18 protein-coding genes are annotated in these 23,194 nt (G+C 47.0%); 4 read left to right on the plus strand and 14 right to left on the minus strand.

Going from position 1 to position 23,194, the window contains the following annotated elements; genetic code table 11:
• Positions 1-508 precede the first annotated feature (508 nt).
• From AC6H3C_RS07285 to AC6H3C_RS07295, 3 genes are read left to right on the plus strand one after another with little or no spacing between them, the layout of a single operon-like run.
• Positions 509-988: a hypothetical protein gene (locus tag AC6H3C_RS07285; protein WP_497520060.1), complete on the plus strand. Its 480-nt coding sequence runs from the start codon at positions 509-511 to the stop codon at positions 986-988.
• Between the two features lie 59 nt (positions 989-1,047).
• A complete protein-coding gene (locus AC6H3C_RS07290; RefSeq protein ID WP_497520062.1) occupies positions 1,048-1,380 on the plus strand; it encodes a PadR family transcriptional regulator in 333 nt (110 codons plus the stop codon).
• Positions 1,381-1,425: 45 nt separating this feature from the next.
• Positions 1,426-3,015, plus strand: coding sequence for a PspC domain-containing protein (locus AC6H3C_RS07295; RefSeq protein WP_497520063.1), 1,590 nt, complete (start codon positions 1,426-1,428; stop codon positions 3,013-3,015).
• 1 nt (position 3,016) lies between these two features.
• Here the strand turns inward: AC6H3C_RS07295 and AC6H3C_RS07300 are convergent, their stop codons facing one another.
• The 4 genes from AC6H3C_RS07300 to AC6H3C_RS07315 form a co-directional block, all read right to left on the minus strand.
• A complete protein-coding gene (locus AC6H3C_RS07300) occupies positions 3,017-3,715 on the minus strand; it encodes a hypothetical protein (RefSeq protein ID WP_497520065.1) in 699 nt (232 codons plus the stop codon).
• 140 nt (positions 3,716-3,855) lie between these two features.
• Positions 3,856-4,791, minus strand: a complete 936-nt coding sequence (locus AC6H3C_RS07305) for an IS982 family transposase (protein ID WP_497518786.1) — start codon at positions 4,789-4,791, stop codon at positions 3,856-3,858.
• 67 nt (positions 4,792-4,858) lie between these two features.
• Positions 4,859-5,341 carry a hypothetical protein gene (locus AC6H3C_RS07310; RefSeq protein ID WP_497520066.1) on the minus strand — a complete coding sequence of 161 codons (483 nt, stop codon included), beginning with the start codon at positions 5,339-5,341 and terminating at the stop codon, positions 4,859-4,861.
• Between the two features lie 23 nt (positions 5,342-5,364).
• Positions 5,365-7,710, minus strand: coding sequence for a DUF2339 domain-containing protein (locus AC6H3C_RS07315; protein WP_497520067.1), 2,346 nt, complete (start codon positions 7,708-7,710; stop codon positions 5,365-5,367).
• Positions 7,711-7,870: 160 nt separating this feature from the next.
• Here AC6H3C_RS07315 and AC6H3C_RS07320 point away from each other — a divergent pair, with 160 nt between their 5' ends.
• On the plus strand, positions 7,871-8,626 hold the full coding sequence (locus AC6H3C_RS07320; protein ID WP_497520068.1) for a DUF4197 domain-containing protein: 756 nt from the start codon (positions 7,871-7,873) through the stop codon (positions 8,624-8,626).
• Between the two features lie 7 nt (positions 8,627-8,633).
• Here AC6H3C_RS07320 and AC6H3C_RS07325 read toward each other — a convergent pair whose 3' ends face one another.
• From AC6H3C_RS07325 to AC6H3C_RS07370, 10 genes are all read right to left on the minus strand, one after another.
• Positions 8,634-10,376, minus strand: coding sequence for a dipeptidase (locus AC6H3C_RS07325; protein ID WP_497520069.1), 1,743 nt, complete (start codon positions 10,374-10,376; stop codon positions 8,634-8,636).
• A 178-nt stretch (positions 10,377-10,554) separates the two neighbouring features.
• The gene (locus tag AC6H3C_RS07330; protein WP_497520070.1) at positions 10,555-12,051 is read right to left on the minus strand and encodes a glycoside hydrolase family protein; all 1,497 of its coding nucleotides are present in this window, start codon (positions 12,049-12,051) and stop codon (positions 10,555-10,557) included.
• A gap of 89 nt (positions 12,052-12,140) precedes the next feature.
• Entirely contained in the window at positions 12,141-13,274 is a 1,134-nt protein-coding gene (locus tag AC6H3C_RS07335) for a uroporphyrinogen decarboxylase family protein (RefSeq protein ID WP_497520071.1), read from the minus strand.
• The gene (locus AC6H3C_RS07340) at positions 13,267-15,606 is read right to left on the minus strand and encodes a GH92 family glycosyl hydrolase (RefSeq protein WP_497520072.1); all 2,340 of its coding nucleotides are present in this window, start codon (positions 15,604-15,606) and stop codon (positions 13,267-13,269) included. The genes AC6H3C_RS07335 and AC6H3C_RS07340 overlap by 8 nt, the downstream gene beginning before the upstream one ends.
• Before the next feature lie 84 nt (positions 15,607-15,690).
• On the minus strand, positions 15,691-16,857 hold the full coding sequence (locus tag AC6H3C_RS07345; protein ID WP_497520073.1) for a nucleoside hydrolase: 1,167 nt from the start codon (positions 16,855-16,857) through the stop codon (positions 15,691-15,693).
• Between the two features lie 17 nt (positions 16,858-16,874).
• A complete protein-coding gene (locus tag AC6H3C_RS07350) occupies positions 16,875-18,302 on the minus strand; it encodes an alpha-L-fucosidase (RefSeq protein WP_497520074.1) in 1,428 nt (475 codons plus the stop codon).
• A 2-nt stretch (positions 18,303-18,304) separates the two neighbouring features.
• Positions 18,305-19,390, minus strand: a complete 1,086-nt coding sequence (locus AC6H3C_RS07355; protein WP_497520075.1) for a DUF4855 domain-containing protein — start codon at positions 19,388-19,390, stop codon at positions 18,305-18,307.
• Positions 19,390-20,142 (minus strand): glycosyl hydrolase family 28 protein, encoded by a 753-nt coding sequence (locus AC6H3C_RS07360; protein ID WP_497520076.1) that lies wholly within the window; start codon positions 20,140-20,142, stop codon positions 19,390-19,392. Before AC6H3C_RS07360 ends, AC6H3C_RS07355 begins: the two co-directional genes overlap by 1 nt.
• 50 nt (positions 20,143-20,192) lie before the next feature.
• Entirely contained in the window at positions 20,193-21,680 is a 1,488-nt protein-coding gene (locus AC6H3C_RS07365; RefSeq protein WP_497520077.1) for a glycoside hydrolase family 28 protein, read from the minus strand.
• A 36-nt stretch (positions 21,681-21,716) separates the two neighbouring features.
• The gene (locus AC6H3C_RS07370; protein ID WP_497520078.1) at positions 21,717-23,192 is read right to left on the minus strand and encodes a glycoside hydrolase family 28 protein; all 1,476 of its coding nucleotides are present in this window, start codon (positions 23,190-23,192) and stop codon (positions 21,717-21,719) included.
• Positions 23,193-23,194: the final 2 nt, after the last annotated feature.

The raw sequence follows: 23,194 nt of genomic DNA on the forward strand, positions 1-23,194 counted from the left end.
AAAAAGAGCTTATTCCGTTGTCCCGGAATAAGCTCTTTTTTGTGATCCTTTTCATATCGGGTTAAAAAAATCTTTGCGGAGACCGTCTTTATATTTTTTGCAAGCACTTCTGATCTAATTATAGCCCGAGCAGTGTGAAAACGAGAAGGCATTGTTTTGTCTGGTTGTCATTAATTGCCTTTCTGATCATTCGTCTGAAAATAATTCCAAAAAATTTAGTTATTAATCGACTGTTAATGAGTAGTATATAAAAATGTTTTGCAATATTTTTAAAAAATACACTACTATGCATTGCATAGTTCCATTTAATGTTTGTATATTTGTATTGCCTAATTCAGGGTAAAGAATAGAAATAGTTTAAAAAAAGTTCTATATAAATGTAACGAAAGCAAAAATCAGTCGTCTTAAAAACGAAAACAGAAAACAAACAAGCTCTCGAAGCGAACAGAAAACAATTAAGCAACAGAAAACAGAAAACAGAAACAAAAAACAAACAGGAGACAAAGTCATGAAAACAATGAACAACAAACAGGGAAGAAAAAACAATCAGGTATCCAATTTCGTGTTAAAAGGTGCAGCCGTCATCGTGAGTGTCGTATTACTGAGTTTTACAGTGAGCGCCCAGGGATTATGGAAGCAACTGTTAACCTACAATAGCTTTGGCAAAATGGCCATGTTAATGGTTCATGAAACCGAAGCCGATTTGTCGAATGCTTCCGGTGTTATGGATACCAGTTTGCCGGCCAAAGCTGAATCATTCAATTTCGAAGAGACAAGCGAAGAATCGCTCGAAGTGGAAAACTGGATGACAAACGAAGCCTATTTTGGCGTCCACAATACTTTTTACGATGTGGCCACCGATGATGCCCTGGACCTGGAAGGCTGGATGACGGATGAATCGTATTTTAGCAATCGCTTTACAGTTGAAAAAGACGACGAACTTAAGCTGGAGGACTGGATGTGTGATAATAGTTTCTGGACCCTGTAAAGTCGTTTGCTTGCGAGGTGGAAATTGCTGAAATTTACAGACTATGAAAGGGGAATGTTATGAAGATTGAAAATACAAAAGCACAGATGCGTAAAGGGGTTTTGGAATACTGTATCTTATTGGTACTGGATGGGAAGCCTCTTTATGCCAGCGACATCATCGATGAATTGAGACACTCAAAGATGATTGTTGTTGAAGGTACCCTTTATCCCTTGTTGACCCGGCTGAAAAATGACGGACTCCTGGGGTATCGCTGGGAAGAATCGACTCAGGGGCCTCCGCGCAAATATTACGAACTGACAGATGAAGGGAAACAGTTTCTGACCGAACTGGGAGGATCGTGGGATGAGTTGGTTGAGGCGGTGGATACCATTAAATCCAGAAAATCATAAAAATCAACGGGAATAAAAAACGCAAATGCACAAAATAACACGACCATGAAAAAGACATTTACAATAAATATAAGCGGGAGCATTTTTCATATCGACGAGGATGCCTATGAAAAACTTCGCGGATATCTGCAAATGCTGAACCGCCACTTCAGCCAGATGGAAGAAGGTGTTGAGATTCTGCAGGATATTGAATCCCGTATTGCCGAATTATTTCTTGAAAAAATGGGAGAAGGGCAAGATGTTATAAACGACTCATGGGTGGATGAGATCATTTCCCGAATGGGAAAACCTGAAGACTTTATGGACCCGGAAGCAGAGGAACCGAAGGCTGACGAAGCGGCTGCCGCCCCGGCGAAAAAAATTCGCCGCCGTTTGTACCGCGATCCTGACAGCCGGGTTTTTGGCGGTGTTTGTTCCGGTCTGGGGGCCTACTTCAACATTGATCCGGTTATTCTCCGGGTATTATTTGTATTGATTCTTTTTCTTGGGGTAGGAGCTTCGTTGTTGGTTTACCTCGTGTTGTGGATTGCCGTGCCCAAGGCAAAGACCACCGCGCAACGCCTCGAAATGAAGGGTGAAGAAGCAACTGTTTCCAATATCCAGAAATCGTTTCGGGAAGAAATGAAAGATATGGAGGAAAGTTATAATAAGTTTATGCATTCTCCCGCGTATGAAAAGGGTTATAACCGGATGTCCCGTTTTGGCGACTTCGTGGGGGATGTCTTCAAAGTATTGTTAAGGGTTGTAACGGTATTGTTTGGCGCGGTCCTGATCCTGATCGGTTTTCTTGGATTGGTTGGTTTTATGACGTCTATGGTTGTCGGACACTCTGTATTCAGTACGGCTCCCTGGTTCGGGCATTGGGGTCCCGAGTTTTCGATGCCTGAGATCGCCAATTATTTTATCTCTCCCGGGTCATTTACCATCATTATGATCGCGGTTGCATTTCTGATCGGAATACCGCTTCTGGCGATTCTGTACATCGGCACCAAAATCGTTTTCAATTATAAATCAAATAACAAGCTGATATTTTTGAGTGGGCTGGCAGTCTGGCTGGTGGCGCTGATTGTTGTGATCAGCGTTTCCGTGGGCCAGGTAAAGGAGTACAGCAAGCGGACAACTGTTAGTGAAAGCCAGGTGATCGATTGCCAAAATTGCGAAACCCTTTATCTGAAACTTGGCGAAGACCACTATAAAACCAATTATCAAAGCAAGATAGACCTGCAACGGATGAAGGTGCTGTCGGAAAACGGCGAATCGATTTTGTTGGGAAGTCCCCGGCTGGATATTGAGAAAGGGAATGCCAACGAGTTTGTTATACTGATCCGCAAAAAATCGCGCGGAAGCAGCGTCGAAGCTGCCAGAGACCACGTGGAAGAGATTGTATACCAGATCACACAGAAAGATTCTGTTGTATTTTTCGACCCGTATTACACTCTTGGTGAAGGGAAACGGTGGTTGGACCAGGAACTTGATATTACGGTGAAAGTTCCGGAAGGAAAGTCTGTTTTCCTGGACGAAGGTATGGTGAAGATTATTTATGATATCGAGAATGTATCCAACACCTGGGATGGAGATATGGTGGGTAAATTCTGGAAAATGACAGAACATGGGCTCGAAGAGCAAAAACCTTAAATTAAGGAAAAGGTCTTACGAACACTAATCCGGCAAGATACAAATCCGATTTGGTCCGGATTAATTCCCCGATTGTCGATCTTAGAAGTTCAGGTGAAACCAGCGAATCATTAACTAAGCAGTCGTCTGAATCGGCGATTCTTAGTTCGATGATGTTTTGATGTTTGATTCGTTCGCCATACTTTGCGTTCAGGTCAAATGCTTCAGAATCCGGGTTCTGTATCCGGCTTGAAAAGTACAGGCCTTTTTGACAGACTCCGTCGCTGTATTCCGGTTCCTGAGGGATAACTGCGTAGGCAATCCGGACTACGCCCGCTTTTAACAGTTGATCTTTTACCTGATTGACGAAATCCATTTTAACGGTTTTATGAATATATAACTGGCAGATCATAAACGGAATGTCCACTTCATCTCTTTCCGATTGCCATTCGTCGATTTTTTTTGGGATATCTTCAAAGGCTATTTCCCGGGTATCCGCCACAATTACAGGTCCGGTGTCTTGTTTCGGATCCTTCCTTTCGACAAGGTAAATTTTTTCGATTAACGAAAGCTTTGCGGGTCTCTCATAAATCGGGGATTCCGGTAATTCAAGCAGGTAGTTGTGGTGAATGTTTTTTTGCAGAATGTGATTGTTTATTGTCTTGTAATCAATCAGGTTGATTTTTGACAGACCAAATGAACAGGCAGACACGATGATCATGGACGTAAAAAACCATTTTAGGCTTTTTTTCTTAAAAGTCACCCGGATGGTATTCCAGGTCTGAAAAAATAAAACGGCGATTATGAGAATGAAAATAGGATTGTAATCGGGATAAAAACTAAAATAACGTGAGTTTTGGGTTAAGCGACTAATGGTAAACAGTTCAGGAATAAATACTCCCGGAACCTTATATTCTTATTTTTAACCGATGGTTTATGGTCAAGGAACGAGTATGCAGCAAGGCCTGCCAGGACATTGACCATCGCATTTACCGGGCTTCTGTGTCTTGAATGCTCTATATCACAGATATGCTTTAGCAGATCGATGACCGATTCGATCACCCCCCGGCTTTGCAGCCACCTCTTGTCTTCGAAAAACATTAACTTATTTTTCATGTTCTTTTTGGTTTTTGTAATCAACAGGAGCCCTTGTCTTGCCAATGCTTCCCGGAGCTTTTCACTAATGTAGCCTTTGTCCCCGAAAAGCTTTCCGCACAGACCTTTACATAGCTTGACGCCCAATTCAAGGTTGTTGTCCGCCACATTTCCGGGGGTTATAATGAAGGAAACAATCTCCCCAAACTGGTTGATGGCCAAATGCAGTTTCAAGCCAAAAAACCAACCTGTCGAGGTCTTCCCCCTTTTGGCCAGCCCTTTAAAAACCTTGTGCGAATGTATCCGCAGGTTATGGCAAACCACCAGTTTGGCCGAATCAATGTAATAAGTTCCGGTAACTGCCCCCATCCTGCAGGCCAGCAAAAAACAAAAAAGGTATAGCAGCATCCTGGGTTTGAGTTGGACAAAACGGTTGTAGGAAGGCAAGCCTGGAAAATAGCCTTTCAGGTGTACCTCTACAAAGTACCTGTAATAATATTTGAAACATTTGCTCCCCTGTAAATGGTAAAACATTCCAACGGCCATCATCTCACTCATTGATAACCCGCAGGGGACTTTGGATTTTTTGTTTTGCAATACCACGGGTATTAATTTATGCTCTATTTCTTTCTCAAATTGTTGGCAGAAATCATCGGCACAACAAAAAATTTCAATTAATTTTAGTTCCAAATTTTCTGTCATGGGAGCTTTGTTTTATGTTTTGCACTTAAAAGCTCCCATTTTTTTAAATACAATCTCTATTGAACTATCATAAGTTATTAACTAATAGCTGTTTATATCCAAAACTCACGTTAAAATAAAGGTACCCGTCATGAAAAGCTAAGCCGAACATGATGCCGAATACAACCGCCAATTTCGAAAACCAGCTTAGGAAATACCAGTTTAAAACCCGTTGATCATTCACGATCGCTGTCTTTCGGCGATTCTCTTTCCCGAACATTCTTTGCGGTCGATCAATCCAAAACGTAAAGCAGACAGATTGACCCATAATGAAGGCAATGAATGCAAAGATCAAATTGTAAAAGGCAACTTCCTGGTCTGCCAGGATCCAGAGATCATAGTATTCGTCAACAGAAAGTATCCTGAATGTTTCCCGCGTCAGGTACAAGAGCGAATACAGGGCAACTGAATAAAGCAGCCCGGTTACGACTCCGGCGATCAAACGGAATCGCGACAGCCCGGGAAACCCGGGTTCGCGATTCAGAGAGTTCTTATCCGGCGTTATTGACATTGCATTTGTTATCCGGAGACCGGTTACACCAATATTTCATCGGAAATAATGTGTTTGTATTTGTTATATAAAAACGAGATAATTAAAAGAAGGATGCCCAACGAAACAAACACAATCGTTTTTGCCAGGGTATCGAGGTGAGCAATGTCGTAGAAAAAAAGTTTTACCAGCGTCACTCCAAACAACGCCATCGCGCCGACTCTTAAATGCTTTTTCTTTCTCCAGATTCCTAAAACAACCAGCAGCAGGGAGTAGGTACCCCACCCGATGCTTAATCCGAGTTTATAGGATTGTGTTGATCCTGCCAGATCCATCCAGTTGATGATTTCGCTGCTTGCTATCCACAATAATGTGCCGTATAACAAAAAATCGAAGGCGGTCCTGAAATCCTGCCTGATAAAATCGGTGCGAATGTATTGATAACAAGCCGCAAGTGTCAGTATCACGAAGCCTCCCGACAGGTACCTGATTCCGATGTTGAAAACACCTCGCGGATAATATTCAGACAGACTTTGCGTCAAATAGCTTTCGCGTAATTCGCTCAGGATATAAAGCCCTTGCGTTAAAAAAATGATGATGGCCAATACATTTAGCCCAAGGTTGATGTATCCAGACTTTTCATCTCTTAACTTTTTGATGTTAAAAAATGAAAGAACCGATACGAAGAGCAGCGAATAGTTGATCACCCAGATTGTTTTAAAGCTTTCCAGATCATGGTTTCGGTAATAATTCTGCTGATCCCCGGTATCAATGGTCAGAAAAGAGTCGGTATACAATTGGTTCCAGTAGTTCGAAATTTCTATCCGGAATGAATAATAGAGCGTAAAAATGAAAATGGCGGGGAGTGCAATTGAAACCATTTTCGAAAACTCTTTCCGGGGCGTTAATGGCGACGGATAATTTTTATGGCGATGGAGGATATTGATAAAGGCGAAAGCTCCTGTAACCAGCATCGAAGAAAGAAAATGAATATTGAGCAAGGGGGTTATTTTTGTTCCCGGGTTTGCACCATCGTAGCCGCCATACCCGGTTGCCCAGTCGTGGATGATACTGAAAAGAACCAAAAGCATTAACGGATATGACAGCTTTTCATAAACGGGGGCATTCTTCGTCCGGCCGATCCCGAACAACAAAGCCGCTTCGCCAGCCCATAAAAGCGTTACCTGGTTCCCGTCCAACTGCACCGGAATGGCGATTGTGATAAATACCAATACCAAACCGGCCACCAAAAAGAACAAATTTTTATCGGGAAGTTTCTGCCGGTATATCACTGCGCCAACGATCAAATGAATGAGTGCATTGACAAGCGTGAACAAACCCAGTAGATCTTCTCCGGCGGGGTGGCGGTTGAGCGCCGAATAGCCAATGGTGTAAAAGATAAATGAATTGGACAGCAAAAGCAGGATGTCGCTGGTTTTAAATGTTTCTTTTTTAATCAGTTTGTAGGCCAGAAAGATCGTGTAGAAGGTGATAAAAAACAGGGACACGAATGTCAGCGCAGGGCCGAAGTGTTCGCTGGTTTGGTATTTTGTTACATACCACAGGATATAGATGAGCCAGGTAAATCCGAAGGATGAATAGTACAATGGTTTCCAGTATTTTTTTAATGAAAGAACAAGAATTCCGGCATTGATTAAGGTCATATAGCTGAAAAGGACGGTCACTCTTCCCGAATCTTCGCTCAGCAAAAAGGGAATGGCATAAGCGCCAACCAGGCCGATGTGGGCAATCACCTGCCTGTTGTAAACGATGGCAGCCGTAACGGTAAATACGGTGAAAATGACCATCATCACAAAGGCCGGGACTTGCGGAATCAAATCATAAACGGCGCAGGCCGAATAGGTAATAAAGTACATGATGGCCATAGCGCCGCTTACCAGGACAGCGCTGAAGTTTTCATATTTCTCCCTGAGCTTTAATCCGAAAACCAGTAGCCCTGCTCCAACCAGGTAAGCCAGAATAATCCGGGTCAACGGGCTGAGCAGGTTGTGTTCGATGGAGTACTTGACGCCAATGGCAACGCCAATAACGGTAATGATAATTCCGATTTTATTGATCAGATTTTCCCCGATAAATTTTTCCAGGTCCGATTTTATTTTTGGCGTTTTGCTCACCGTTGTGGGGCGGTAGGTTGCCTTGCCGGTTATTAACGGTTGTTTTACGGCGACGTCAGCTTCTGCTTCCTTTTCGTGTGGCCTGGTCGGTTCAACCGGGATTACAGATTTCTCCGCTTTCGTTTCTTCCGCCGGTTTTAGCCGGTTTATTTCAACTCGCAGCTGATCAATCTCTCTCGAAAAGTCGTTTTGTTTTCTCAAAAGTAATTCCAGCTGGTCACGGAGTTGGTTTATTTGATTGTCATGCTCTGTCATAGTCTGCTTTATTACCGGGTGAAAAGATGAGGAATACGCTAAAATAAGGATCAAATTTTTCTTTGTTAAATATATAGCTCTGAATTTATATTCAGAATATTTTTGCCTGATTTTTTAAGGCGTCAAACTATTTTTCTTGTATCTTGCCATCAAAAAAATTATGAAACGTATTATAGCTGTTTCTGTCCTTTCCGCATGGTTGTTTTCAGGTTGTGCTGAGATGCAACAAGTCGCCAAATCCATTTACAATGATTCCCTGCCTTTATCGCAAACCGAAATTATTGCCGGATTAAAGCAGGCGTTAACTGTTGGCGTTGACAGTTCCGTATCGCACCTGGCCGTCAATAACGGTTATTTAAACGACCTGGCCGTTAAGATTTTATTGCCGCCCGAAGCCGAAGTGATTACCAGCAACCTGGGTAAATTGCCCGGCGGACAACAATTGGTCGATAAGGTAATTACCAGCATCAACCAGGCGGCATCGGATGCGGCCAAAGAAGCGACTCCCATCCTGGTCAACAGCATCAGGTCGATGACCATTCAGGATGCGGCAGGTATTCTGACCGGCGGAGACCATGCTGCTACCGACTATTTGAAACGTACCAATTACGACGCCTTGCTCAAACTATATCAGCCAAAAATTGAAGGTTCGCTGGACAAAAAGCTGGTTGGTAACCTCTCCGCCCAACAGTCGTGGGACGAACTGACCGGAAGCTGGAACAAAGTAGCCGGTTCGGCTGTCGGCCAATTGACAAATCTGCAGAAGGTGGAAACCAACCTGAGTACTTACCTGACTCAACGTGCGTTGGACGGACTCTTCCTGAAAATAGGAGAAACAGAGAAAAACATTCGCCAGGATCCGGCTGCAAGGGTTACCGACCTGCTGAAACGGGTATTTGGCAAAGCCAACAGCTGATTTTCATCTATTTGTTTGCTGCCGGAACTTTTAAACGGTCTCCGGTTCCCTGGATCATGATTCGCTCCCATTCCTTACCGTATCCCGGATGGCGTGGTCGCTGAGGAATGTTTTTGCCATTCCCGTTGTCCAGTAATTTCCCGTTTTCGGTGATTTTCAGGTTTCCGTCCATGTATTTCATAAACAGATACTGATAAAATATTTTCCAGTCGCTCACTAACTTATTCCCGGTGAACACGGAATAAGCGGTCAGATAATCCAGGGCCTTGGCCGGGTCATCCTCATATAAGGCGGAAGCCTGCCGGTCGATCACCTGGACTTCCAAAAGAAACTGATTTTCCAGTTTAGCCTGGTAGGCCTCAATTTCGGGATGAATCAGGTTGTAGCGGGTATAGGCCCAATTGTTTACCTGGTTGAAGGTCCAAAATCCGGAAGTTTCGGACCAGCTGATCATCGAGCCGTTTCCGATCGCAAAACTTTCGGGCACTTTCTTAATTCCGCAATACATGGGGGCATATACGCAGCCGTCGGCATCGTCGACACCAAACCAGAAAATGCCTCCAATTGGCTCCGGAAGCCAGCTCCGCGACTGGGCCACGAAACTGTAACCGGTTTGTTGGGTGGCAACGGCCCGTTCGTTCAGGTACATCACGCTGTCAACTTCAAATTCCATCGGACGCCAGCGGTATGGCAGTTTGAAAGGGCCGGCGCCGGGATCGTTGCGCATATCCAGCGGGCTGTCTTCGTAGTGGTCGCGCATGCCGGCCATCACCTGTTGAAGTGTAACCGGCGAATCCGGTTTCACCCACAAGGGCAAGCGGTTGGAGACATAACCATTCGGGTTCGGGCTGTTGTCCGTCAACCGGTCGTCGTATGAAAAACCACCTTGTGCATACCTGGTGTAATCTGCATTTTCGCGTATTTCCCGATTGATTGCGCGAAAAAACGACCACACCCGCGCGTCGCAGTAGCGGGCGCCGCCAAAGTTTAACGGGTTGTAAACATCCGAAAAGCTGAACGATGCATTGTTCCCTTTGTAAAAGCCATGCTTTTTTGCGAAGCTGATCACATCGGGCGAATGATAAACCGTTTGTTTCGGATCAGTCCAGTCATTTTTTTTCTGAAAAGGGAAAGTGGTAATCCGGGCCTGGTTGGCATGGCCGCTCACATAGCCGTCGGGCACCAGCCGGGCCACCCAAACAGCTCCTTTTTCATATTTTCCTTTCCCGATCATTTCCAGAATCCAGGCTTCATTCGCATCGGAGACCGAGAACGACTCGCCGCCCGAGGCATAGCCGTGCAAAGCCACCAGCTCGGTCATCACCCGGATCATTTCGCGGGCTGTTTTCGATCGTTGCAAGCCGATCCGCATCAGCGAACCATAGTCGAGAATAGCGCCGGGCTGTGAACTTAGCGAATCAAGCCCGCCAAAGGTGGTTTCGCCAACAGCAACCTGATGTTCGTTCATAAACTGGATCACCGAATAGGTATGAGCGACTTCGGGAATCGTTCCTAAAAGCTTTCCGTTCTCGTAATGGTAAACTTCGCACAAATCGCCGGGCTGATGGTCGGCAGCCGGGTAAAAAGCAATTGCTCCGTAACGGGTATGCGAATCGGCTGCATAGGTAATCATCACGGATTGATCGCTGCTGGCTCCTTTGGTAACAATCAGGTTGGTACAGGCAAGAGCGGCAGACAGGCCTGTTGCCAAAATCAGGATCAGGCTAAAAGGGATTATTTTGAAGTTCATGGGTTTACATTTTGGGTAAAAATAGGGAAAAAGAGAAAACTCCAGCATGATGAAAGTACTTTGTCCGTAACAACAACTGTCAGGTAAAGCAGTTCCGGATCATCGATCGGCTTAGTCAAAATTTAACAAGCGGCTAAGCCTTTTCAGGTTAACCGCTTGTTTGCTGTTTAATTTAGAACTAATCTGTTAACCCGCTCAAATCGGATTCCACAGATATCTTGCCGTTTCCGGGAACGATGCGCGCCCGGAAATCATCATGGTATTCAATGCTTGACGATGTTTTTAGCAGCACTTCTTTGCCGTCAATGCTGTTGGTCAGTAAGTCCATGACTCCCTGATGATTAAAAACACAACCCACCAGGTTGATTTTGGTTTTAAAATAATCCGGCATCTCCTTGTTCCCGTGGAAACTGATCCGGTTGTTCTTAAAACTTGAATTGTAGATGGTCAGTACGTCGACAGGCGTGGCAATTGACAATAAGCGGCTGGGCTGGTCGTAATTTACCCGGATGTTGTCGAAAACGAGTTGTTTCTGCCTTGGAACTTCCGCTCCCGGATAATAAGACCGGCTGTACTTGTCGTTATCGAAATGCACGGAGAATCCCGTCCGGGGTTTTTCGAGAAAAATATCGCGAAAAACAACATTCCTCACGCCGGCGGTGTAGGTCACATCATTTTGCACTACTCCCCAATTGATGCCGTCCAAAACCTGGCTGCCGCTTTCGTGCGTGGGTTGTGTCACCGATTTGTAAACCTGACCGTCGGGTTGGGTCTGAACCCGGTAAATCTTTCCGTTTGACACCACGGCATCCGATTGTTGCACCTCCATGCCCAGCTGCCAGTCTATCCAGGCGCCGGCTAAAATCCGGCAGAAATAACCGATCGGCTCTTTGCCGTCGTTCAGATCATGACAGTTTTCCACCACGCCGTCTTCGATCCACCCCAGTTCCGGGTTCCCGACAGCGTAGTCGTGCCCGTTCAGTGCGATGGCGTCATCATAGGTTTGAAATACGCCGTTGCTGATGGTAAAACGTTTGCCCCGTCCCAGGTGGACTCCGTCTTTATCTCCCTTGATGATCACATCGTTGATGATGATATCTTCAAAGGTGCAAACATGAATACCATACTGCGCTTTACCCAGATCCATGCAACGAAAACGGTCGATGCGCAAATCCTTGATATAAAAGAAGGCCAACTGACCGTGAAGCCCGTACGCTTCCTCAAACCGGCGTACATCCATCCCGTTGACGATGATTTGCAGCCCTTCGACGGTAATATGCTGATCATAGGTTTTGGTGAGCGCTCCCTTGTTCACCAGCACATGAGAGAAAGCGCCTTTTTCATCAACTTTTTTGAGATATACATGATTGCCAAAAATAAGCGATGTATGGCTGCCGACGTACACGGTTCCGGCCATTTTGTAGGTGCCCGGACGGCTTACCACAATAGTCCCGGTTTGATCAACCGCTTGTTGCAGCGCTTTGGTGTTTTCAATGCCGCTTGCATCGGGCGAAAAACCAAAACGGGCGGCATCGGTAAATCCGCTCTCTGCCGGTTGCTTGTTTATCGCAGTTAATCCGGCGCGTTTTTGGGCCAGGCCCGGGTTTGTTATCAGGAGTAAGGTGAATATTAAAATCACCGCACGTTTACTGCTCAGTATGATTTTTTTTCGCATGTTCCGTATGTATTTTGATTGTTTCTACTCCCGCAAAATAAGACCTTCCGAATCATCGGGTGTATGAAGGCGGGAGCAGAAAACTCGTTTTAACAGATCATCCCGTGTTTCAGACTTAATTCAATAAATTTCAGAACCCGTTCCGGGCTCACATCGTTCTGGATGATATGGGCCGGGGCAATCATGTAACCACCGTCTTTTCCAAGAATTGAAATCTTTTCGAGGATGTCTTTTTCTAGCTCTTCATCGGTGCCGTTAGGTAATAGGTCCTGCTGATCGATAGCTCCCCAGAAGGCGAATTTTTGCCCGAAGTTACGTTTCATCTCTTCCGGTGAATGTCCGGGAACGCCCGGCTGAACGGGGTTGAACACTTCGAACCCGATATCGCGGATGTCATCCAGCAACTCGGCCACGGCGCCATCGCAATGCAGAATGGGGATGATGTCCGGTTTGGCTTCCTTAAAACGGTCAACCATTCGTTTGTAATGCGGTTTGAGCTGTTCCCGGAATGTTTCGGGCGGAAGGATCAGGCTGTTTTGTGTTCCGAAATCATCGCCAAACCAGATGGCATCTACGCCGCGTTTGATCAGTTCGAGGCCAATGCGGGTTTGAAAATCGGCGCAGGCTTCAAACAGCGGGACCACATATTCAGTCTCCATCATCATATCAATCAGCAGTTTTTCCATGCCAACCAGTTGATGAGCCAGCGAAAAAACCGTCACCTCAATATCGCCGAATATTAAATAGTCGTCGCGGTATTTCTCAACCAGGGCCTCTGCATCGCGATAGCGCCCCGGGGCCAGGGGATCGGGAAACTGAAACGCGTCGATGTCGGCCTTTGTCTCAGCCTGGGCCAGCGGATAATCGACTACTTCCACGTAAATATCGCCTTGCCGCATTTTCATGCCATACTCGTTCAGCCAGTGGCCGTTTTGGTCTTTTACAATTTTGAAATTGTCGGAAACCGAAGCACCGGTAACCACCACATCGCAGCCCATGGCCACCCGCAGTTCGTTGGCGCTGATGCGGTAGGTAACATCTTCGTATAAATTGTCGGTATAGCGGACCGGGATACCCAGTTTGTTGCCAAAATGATCGGCCAGCTGACGGCATAAATCGAACTGGACAGGTACCCGGTCGGGCGCTCCCGGTATTCGCTTAAATGCTCTTAAAACACGTTCTCTTGGTTTCATTCCGTATAGCTTATCGGTTAATTTATTCATTCACAGATTGAATTTGACTTGCCCGTTTCTTGTTCGGGCGATTGCTCATTTCAAAAATCAGTTCGCCGCCGTTGGTCAAATCGCGGTGCGAAAGGAAACTGGTGTCCACCGTCTTTCCGTTCAGGCTTACCGAATTGATATAGATGTTTTTATCGGAAAGCTTGTTGGCTTTCACGGTCAGCGTTTTCCCTTCCGAAAGTTGAATAACCGCTTGTTTTACCGAAGGCGAGCCAATGGCATATTCACCCGATCCGGGACAAACCGGATAAAATCCGAGCGAGGAAAAAATGTACCAGGCCGACATTTGTCCGCAATCGTCGTTTCCGCACAGCCCGTCGGGTTTGTTCAGGTACATCGTATTCACAATCTGATGAATGCGTTCTTGTGTTTTCCAGGGTTTTCCGGCCCAGTTGTACATATAGGGCACGTGATGGCTGGGTTCGTTCCCGTGCACGTAGCAACCAATCAGACCTTCGCGGGTCACATCTTCGGTTTCGGCAAAATATTCATCGGGCAAATACATCGAGAACAGCGAATCAACATGCTCGCAAAACCGGTTATCTCCGCCCATTTTCCGGATGAGCGCCGGAATGTCGTGAGGGACGTACAGTGAATAGTTCCATGAGTTTCCTTCAATAAACCCTTCGTTGGCCGTATGCAGCGCGTCGAAGGGGGTTTTCCAGCTTCCGTCGGCGTGTTTGGCGCCCACAAAGCCGGTTTGTTCGTTGAACAGGTTTTTCCAGTTGTGCGAGCGTTTTTCAAACTGCGCGGCGATTTCGGTTTCACCCAGCGATTTCGCTAATCGCGAAATGGTGTAGTCGTCGTAAGCATATTCCAGCGTCATGGACGAACCAACAGCATTTTTATCGTAAGGAACATAACCCAGTTCCATGTACTCGCCCAGGTTCCCGTATTTTTTGTAGGTGGCCGACGAAATGCAGGCTTCAAGCGCATGTTTGGCATCGAAACCGCGGATGCCGTTGATCCAGGCATCGGTAATCACCGGCGCCGCATGATAGCCGATCATGCACCAGTTTTCGTTTCCGAAATGGCTCCATACCGGAAGTACTTTGTGAACGCTCTGATCATAGTGAGCCAGCATCGAATTGATCATATCCGAGGTGCGGTCGGGCTGGATCAGCGTCAGCAGCGGGTGAAGCGCCCGGTAGGTATCCCATAGCGAGAAGACCGAATAGTTCACGAATCCGTTGGCCTGATGAATGTTGTGGTCAAGTCCGCGGTAGCGGCCATCCACATCCATATACTGAACCGGGTTGATAAAGGTGTGGTAAAGCGAGGTGTAAAATGTTGTTTTCTTTTCAGGCGACGCCTCAATGCGAATCCGGCTCAGCTCATTTTGCCATTTGCTTTTTGCTTCGGTTTTAACTTTTTCGAAGTCGAAATGGGGTGCTTCGGCCTGTAGATTTTTCAATGCACCCTCGGCGCTGACCGCTGAAAGTGCAAACTTGATTTTTATTTTTTCGCCTTCCCTGGTTTTGAAATTGAAATAAGTTTTCAGTTTTCTGCCGGCCATTTCCGGAAAATTGTTTTCCTGGTCGAATTTGCGCCAGAATCCTTTGTAAACCAGTTCTTCCTCGTTTTTACTCCCGTAATTCTCAACGGGTTTTGAGAAAACCATCGCAAAATACAGGTAGTTGGTCCGGGCCCAGCCGCTGGTAATGCGGTATCCGGTCACCAGCGTGTCGTTTTCCACCCGCACGTGCGACCACAGCACTTTCCCGTCGTAATTATATATGCCGTGGGTTAAATCAAGAATGATACGGGCCTCGTCGCTTTCAGGGAAGGTATACTGATGAAAACCGATACGTTCGGTGGTGGTCATTTCCGCGGTAATGTTGTAATCTTCCAGTTTTACCCGGTAGTAGCCGGGTGCGGCTGTTTCGGTTTTATGGCTGAACCGCGAACGGTAGCCGGTTTCGGGTTTATCGGCAGTTCCGGGGTTCAACTGAAGTTTCCCGACAGTTGGCATGATCAGAAAATCGCCCAGGTCGGAGTGCCCTGTGCCGCTGAAATGGGTGTGGCTAAACCCAACGATGGTTTGATCGTTGTACTGGTAGCCGGCGCAGTAGCGGTAAACCGTTCCGGTATATTTACCATCCACGGCATAGGGAATGGTATCGGTATCGGGACTTAACTGTACCATTCCGAAGGGCACACAGGCGCCGGGGAAAACATGTCCCATTTCCTGTGTTCCGATCAGGGGATCGACATAGGCGGTGAGATCCTCGGTTGGCTTCTGTGCGGAAAGCAATAATCCTGTAGCGTAAAAACCTGCAAAAAGTATAAGCTTCTTATAATCAAAAGAAATCATAATTAAGTATTTTAGATCAATTCATTTTTTCGTATAAACGGGTAAAACCTCAGTTTTTTATTGGTAACAGAATACCGCATCCGATTACAAAGCGATCCGGTTTTCATTGATGTTATCACTCGATGATCCCGGGAACCGGAGCAATAAATTTTTCATGGACACAATCAGCGCATTTTGATAATTCGCAATATCGGTTACATGAAAAATGTAACGGTTCCGGGAACTCAGGTCGATTTTCCAGTCAACATAGCCGATATCATCGCAACTGGCTTTTACCGGAGAGAACGTGAAAACCGATTCTTTTCCGGAGTTCAGCGGAACCATTTCACCTTCGGCTGTCACTTTTTTCCCGGCAGCATGGATAAATCCGGCGGTACACCACATGTGCCTCACCGATTCGCCAAATTCGGCAAGTAAATCCGTTTCCGGTTTTCCTTTCAGATACGAAAACCATTCGTGGCTCTCCTTTTTTCCCAGCATAAAAAGGAAAAAGTTCTGCAGCTTTTCAGGGAGATCGGCGAGAATATCTTTCTGAATAAAACGGTAGTAGGTTCCAAATTCGCCCACTTCGCCAATGTTGGTGCGGGTGGTGCAGGGCATCCAGTACACCGGACAGGGAGCGTCGAAAATGGCGGCAAAAGCCAGCGGGTTCAGTTTGACATTGTACTCCAGCTTTTTGTCTTTTAGTGAGTTGGCCGAGCCGGCATTCAGGTAAATGGCTTTGCATTTTTTACGGAATAGTTCCGGTTCTTTTTTCAGGGCAACCGCTACGTTTGTTGCCGCGCCCACAATGTTAATCACCACAGGAGTTTCCGATTTCCGCAAGGTATCGAGCAACCAGTATACACCCTGATGATCAATCCAGCTTGCTTCCGGCTGGATATCGTTGCGGCTGTTCATTGGCAAGGAGCTGCCAACCACAACCGGGACGACCTTGCCTGTGAGATAATTCATTTGGGCAACTCCCATCACATCGGGATCGCCCAGCTCGGGTTTGGTGGGGTAATCGATCAGAATTCCCAGCAAATCGATGTCGCCCAGCCAGGCCAGCGCATAAATGACAGCCAGATCCCAGTGATCGTCGGGATCGCAATGAAAATGGTACAAATCGGTGGCATGAATGACCGGTGTTTTTCCGTTTGAGTTCCGGCGATTGACGCTGGTCTCGCCTGAAAAAGCATAACCTTTGACCACTCCCGAAGCGAGCGCCAATAAGCCAAGTTTTAAAAAATCACCTCTTTTTACCTTCATGTCCATTTCTTTTTTGGTTAATCGAGAGCGCCGCGATGCATTTGTTTTTCAGATGACATTTTCAGGACTCCGGTTTTTCCTTTCAGTTTCAGTTGAACCACCGTGGCCATGGGATCGGGAGCAGTTTGCGGAACTAAAATTTCCAATCCGGCGGCAGTTTCCGTTGTTTTCAGTTTTTCACCCGTTGAGAGTAGCTTAACCGATACGATTTTATTCCCGACACCGGGGGCGATGAGTTTCCCATTTTCCGGCCAGTCGAAAACGAAAAGATAAAGCATCGTATTCTTTTTCACCATTTTCATGGTACATTCTCCCCAGGGCAGAACCTCCAGCGGACTGGCCTGTGTTCCGTAAATGGCCTCGCTGTTTACATCCATCCAGCGGCCGATTTCTTTCAGCCGGACAATGCTTTCTTCGGGAAAAGAGCCGTCGGGTTTCGGCCCGATATTCAGCAGGTAGTTTCCTCCACGCGCAGCAATTTTAATGAGGTTCCGGATCAGGGTTTCCGATGATTTCCAGTTGTTATCGAAGCTTTTGTACCCCCACGAACCGTTCATGGTCATGCAGGTTTCCCAGTTTTGGCCAGCCACGGCATCGCGGTCGGGAATGGCCTGTTCGGGTGTTTTGGTGTCGCCGGGAAAGTCGGGGTGCAGGCGGTCGTTGGTCACAATCTGAGGTTGCAGCATGAGGAGCGCTTTCAGTTTTTCAGCACCTTCCACGGTTTTCATCTGGGCGTCGTAATCCCACCACAAAACAGCCACTTCGCCGTAATTGGTCAGTAATTCGCGAACCTGCGGAACAGCCACCTGGTCGATGTATTCATCAAAAGTGGCCGTACTCTGTATCGGGTCCCAGCGGCCGTCATGTTCCAGTGTGTATTGGTCGATTCGGGTGGAATCGGGATTGGGCCAGCCCTGCCACATGGGCCTGCGGGCTGCCGACGCCCCTGGATTCGTCCAGTCAACGGCCTGGGAATAATAAAATCCCAGTTTGATGCCCTGTTTTTTACAGGCTTCGGCCAGCGGTCTCAGCAAATCCCTGCCGTAAACCGTGGCATCCACCACATTCCAGTCGCTGGCCTTGCTTTCGAAGAGGGCAAAACCATCGTGATGTTTTGCGGTGATGATCAGGTATTTCATTCCGGCATCCTTGGCCATTTCTGCCCAGGCTTCGGGATCGTAATTTACCGGGTTAAACTGACGGGCATTTTCGCGGTATTCGGCCACCGGAATTTTACAGCGGTTCAAAATCCAGGCGGCATCGCCATACGCCTGGTGATACCCTTTGTACACTCCGCCATACAAGGAATAAACGCCCCAGTGGATAAACATGCCGAATTTGGCTTCGTGCCACCAATTCAGCCGTTCATCGCCGGTGTTTTTTTGCTGGGCCCAGCTTCCTGAAACCAGTAAAAACAAAATCAGCAGGATGACTATTTTCTTCATTTTCACTTTTTAAACCGTTTTATTTTTTTCCGCTGAATAATAATTTCTGCCAGACGGTCCATGATTTCTTTATCCAACGGATTGGTTGAACAATAGAAATCCCAGATGGTTCCGCCGCCTTCGTAATAGGCGATGGAAGCTTCCTTAAAAACGCCGTTTTGTTCAAAAGCGTCGATATAACTCACGAGCCTGTCGCGTTTGTTCTCGGGCGAACCGGCCAGCGCTCTGCGGTCGAACTCCAGTTCAAGTCCCATGCCGGTGCCTTTGGCAAAGGCGCACACGGCATCGAGTCGCTCGTAACTGACCTCGTTTTTGAAAAAGTGGTTGGGCTGAATATAGGCGAAATCGAATTTATCGGTTTTCCAGTTGTCAAACCCAACTGCCGTCCAGTACGGAATCCAGAACAGACGCAGGCCTTTCGATCGGATATAATCGCCTACGGGCACGAGAATATCGCGGTAAGCGCCATCCTTTTCCGAAACCCAGTAAAAACCTTCGAGGTCGAAATGCTGATATCCTTCGCTGTTGTATTGTTCGAGAAACCGGTCGATGTACCATTGGCAGGCTTCAATCCGGTCTTCATCGTTCGAAAAATCCATCGGGCGATTGAGGCCGCTCCAGTTTTTCTGATCTTTTTCGGGTACCGGCATCACCACCACCAGTTTGTGGCGGAACGGCGGGTTTCCCATTTCCCTGATCTGGTCGCCGATGCACTGGTCGAGCGCCGAGAAACCACGGTCTTTTTCAAACTGGCGTTCCATGAGCCACTCCCACTCAGGGCGGGCGGCCAGGGTGGTATTTTCGTTTCCGTGGGCAAAATGGTGACCTTTCCCGTCGATAAATTCAATAAAAAGAAATCCATCAAACAACCAGTTTTTCCGGCCTTTTTGATCCACATGAACCACATAAGGCGTAAATTGCTCCTTGTTCCACTCCAGCTGACGATGCAGGCCGCCATGGTAAATCAATACCATATCGGCCATGTTGGTTTTTCCGTACCGCGGAGATTTGCCCTTACCGGCTGCCAGACAGGATGAACTGCCGGCCGCCAGCAAAATCAGAAAAAGAATGGCCCCGATACGTTTCATTATTGTTTCACCTGAAGATTTTTCCCGGAAGCATTTTTAACATGGACGACCGAAAGATTCTTTGATGTTCCGGCCGAACTGATTTCAATTCCGCTTGTATCAAAAAACAAATCCGAAAGTTTCGCCCCGTCGCAGCCCGAGAGCAAAAGGCCTTTACTTCCGGCAACTGCTTTGCTCTTGATTGTTGCTTTGCTGACGGTCAGGTTTTTACAGCCTTTGTACGACTGTACATCGCCGCAGGCATCGTGCAGATTTATCTCTTCGATGTTTACATTGCTGCAGTTGTTCAGGCAAATGAGTAACGGACTGATTTGTGCAACCGAGCCTTCCAGGTATCCTTTCTGCACTTGTTCCCTGATGTTGTTCTCCAGGGCAGCTCCCTGACCTTCGATGACGCCTTTCCCGGTAATCCCAATGTTTTCCTGCCCGCTGGCGGTAATCAAAGCATTGCTCCCGTTCAATCCGAAATAGTCGTAAATAGAAGGGACGCCCACCAAAACGGCTCCTTCTTCCAGTTGGATGGTTACATTCGATTTCAGTTCGACGGTGCCGGTCAGGTAACGCCCCACGTAAAACACGAGTCGGCCGCCGCCATTTTCGCTGATATAATCAACTGCCTTTTGAATGGAACGGGTGTTCAGGCTTATCCCGTCGGATTTCACCCCAAACAACGAGGCTTTGTAATCTTTGGCGGAAAGGCCCAAAGAACAGAGTAAAATGAGAATGATGATGAATATTTTATACGTTTTCATGATTTACATTTTGTTTGTTGCTGAAACATTAATTTTGATGCTGCATTGATTCAATCGGCGATAATCTCATTGGACTTGTATTGAAACAACTGCCGTTTTCCAGCGTCTTCGGGTTCGTTGTATTTCATTCCCTTAAAAACGGCGCCATTCACATCGTCGATCACAATGGCTGGGCGATAATCTTTTTTCTCAGCCGTCAGGGTAACGTTTTCAAATTCGATTCCTTCGGCATGGCGGATGTAAAAACCCCAGGCCGGCAGTTCCTTGAACTGGGAAAACTCAGGATAAGCTGCTGGCATTTCAGGAATGCTGTCAAGTTCGGCAGGTTCCAGTCCCCGTTTGGCATACAGCGGGTTTCCGGCGCCGGGATATACAATTTCAATGTTTTTCAGCCTGACATTCTGAATTTTGTATTCGGGCAGGCCGATAATGCTGGCCGGCGAAATGTTTCGGGGCAGGTCTTCAATCGGTCCTTCGTAATTGTAGCCGGCGTCGGGTTTTCCAAACGGAACTTCAGCATACACATTCCGGATTTCGATGTTTTTCATGCTCGGTTTTTTGCCCTGGCTCCAGCGGTCGCCGATACGCAGGTAAATCACGTTTCCGGTGTTGATGGAACGGACTCCGTCAACCAAAATGTTTTCAATCAACCCACCATCGACTGCGGCAAAGGTGATGGCCGAGCGGAAGGTATCGAAAATGGTGAGGTTGGTCACTTTAAAGTTACGGAAACCACCACGCGAAACGGTTCCGAATTTCAGCCCGTTGGCGCTCGAGCGGCCCACGCAGTTGTCAACCACCACATTCTGACAAATGCTGTTGGCATCGTGCGATTTAAAACAAATCACGTCGTCGGCCGCATCGAAATAGGAATTTTTGATGACCACGCCGTCGCAGTCCACCACGTCGATGCCGTCGTTGTTCCAGTACGATTTGCTGTCGACATAGATGTTATCGACATAAAGGTTTTTGCACTGGTCGTAGGTTTGGTTCCAGCTGGCCGGGTCGCGCAGGGTAATGTCGGTGATGGTTACATTTTCGCATTCGCGGAAATAAATGTTCTGCGGGCGGTTGGTCTCGTTCGGGCGGTCGAGTTTCATCGGATCGGTATAAATTCCGCGGTGAATGTAATCGACCATGTTGTTGGCCGTGATAAATCCGCGCCCGTTGATGGTCCCTTTTCCGGTAATCCCGATATTTTTCTGGTTCACGGCAAAAATCATCGACATCCATTTAATTTTAGGGTCTTTCACATAGTCGAAGGGATTGGTCGAGCCCAGCATAGTTGCGCCGTACTCGAAGTGGAGGATTACGTCCGATTTCAGGTAGATACTGCCGGTAACATAATTTCCCGGGCCAAAAACCAGCCGGCCGCCGCCGTTTTCGCTCACAAAATCAATGGCCTTCTGAATGGTGCAGGTGTTGATGGTTATCCCGTCGGCCTTCGCGCCAAAGTCGGAAACGTTGTAATCCTTTGCCGACACGGCCAGCGTGAGAAGCAGCAGGAAAGCGGATATACAGATTTTTATTTTGTTCATTGGTCTTATCTTTAAGATTTTACAATTCATTATCACTTATTTTCCCTGAACAATTCCGGTTGACTGATAAACGTGAATCTTTTTCCCGCCACCGGGGACATTGTATTTCATTCCGGAGAAATCAGCGCCTTTTACATCGTCGAGCACAATGGCCGGACGGTACTCTTTTCCTTTGGCTGTGAGCGTGATATTTTCGAATTTGATGTTTTTGGCGTGGCGCACATAAAATCCCCAGGCCGGAAGTTCCTTAAATTGTGAGAATTCGGGATAGGCATCAGCCATTTCGGGGATTCCGTCCAAATCAGCCGGTTTAATGCCGCGAAAAGCGTAGTTCGGGTTGCTGTTTCCGGGATAAACAATTTCGATGTTGCGCAAGGTCACGTTGGTAATATCCTGTCCGGGCAGCCCGACAATACTGGCCGGCGAGGTATTCCGGGGCAGGTCTTCGATGGGGACTTCGTATTCGTAACCGGCGTCGGGTTTGGTTTCCGGAATTTCGGCGTACATATTCTGAATGGTAATGTTGCTCATGGTTCCGGCACGGCCTTTGTTCCAGCGGGCGCCAATACGCAGGTAAATGGCGTTTCCGGTGTTGTAGGCATACAGGCTGTCAACCAGTATATTATCAATCACTCCGCCGTCGGGAGTGGTGATGGTGATGGCCGAGCGGTAGGTGTCGTAAACCTTGTTGTTGATGATTTTGAAATTTTTGTAGCCGCCCGAAGTAACGGTGCCGAATTTAATCCCGCTGGCGCTCGACCGGGCCACACAATTCCTGACCTCAACATTTTCGCACATTTTGGAGGCATCGTGCGATTTAAAACAAATGGCATCGTCGGAGGCATCGATAAACGAATTGGTCAGCAATACATTTTTGCAGTCTACAATATCCAGCCCGTCGTTGTTCCAGAATGCTTTGCTGTCGACGGTAATATTGTTGATTTTCAGGTTTTCGCACTGATCGTACACCTGAACCCAGTCGGCTGTGTTTTTAATCACAATGCCGTCGATTTCCACGTTCGTGCATTCGCGGAAATAAATTCCCCGCGGGCGGCGGCTTGCCGGACGGTCGTGTTTCAACGGATCTTCAATAATTCCTTTATGGACCTGGTCGATTAAATGATAAGCCACCTCGCGGCCCTGGCCGTCGATCACTCCTTTTCCGGTAATAGAAATGTTATCGGCGTTTTTTGCAAAAACCAGCGAACTGTAAGGGGTATTGATGTTGTAATCGTAAATATTTGTTGAACCAACCAAAATAGCGCCTTCGTTCAGCACGATGTGTACGTTCGATTTCAGTTCAATGGTGCCGGTCAGGTAACGTCCGACATAAAAGACCAGCTTTCCGCCGCCATTCGCATGGATCTGATCGATGGCTTTCTGGATGGCTGTTGTATTTAACGTCGTCCCGTTCGACTTGATTCCGAACACCGAGGCATTGTAGTCGACAGCCAAAAGTTGCTGCGACATTAACAAAACCAGGAATAATAAAATGATTCTAAACTTATTCATAC

This window comes from Gaoshiqia sp. US2 (genome assembly GCF_059705485.1).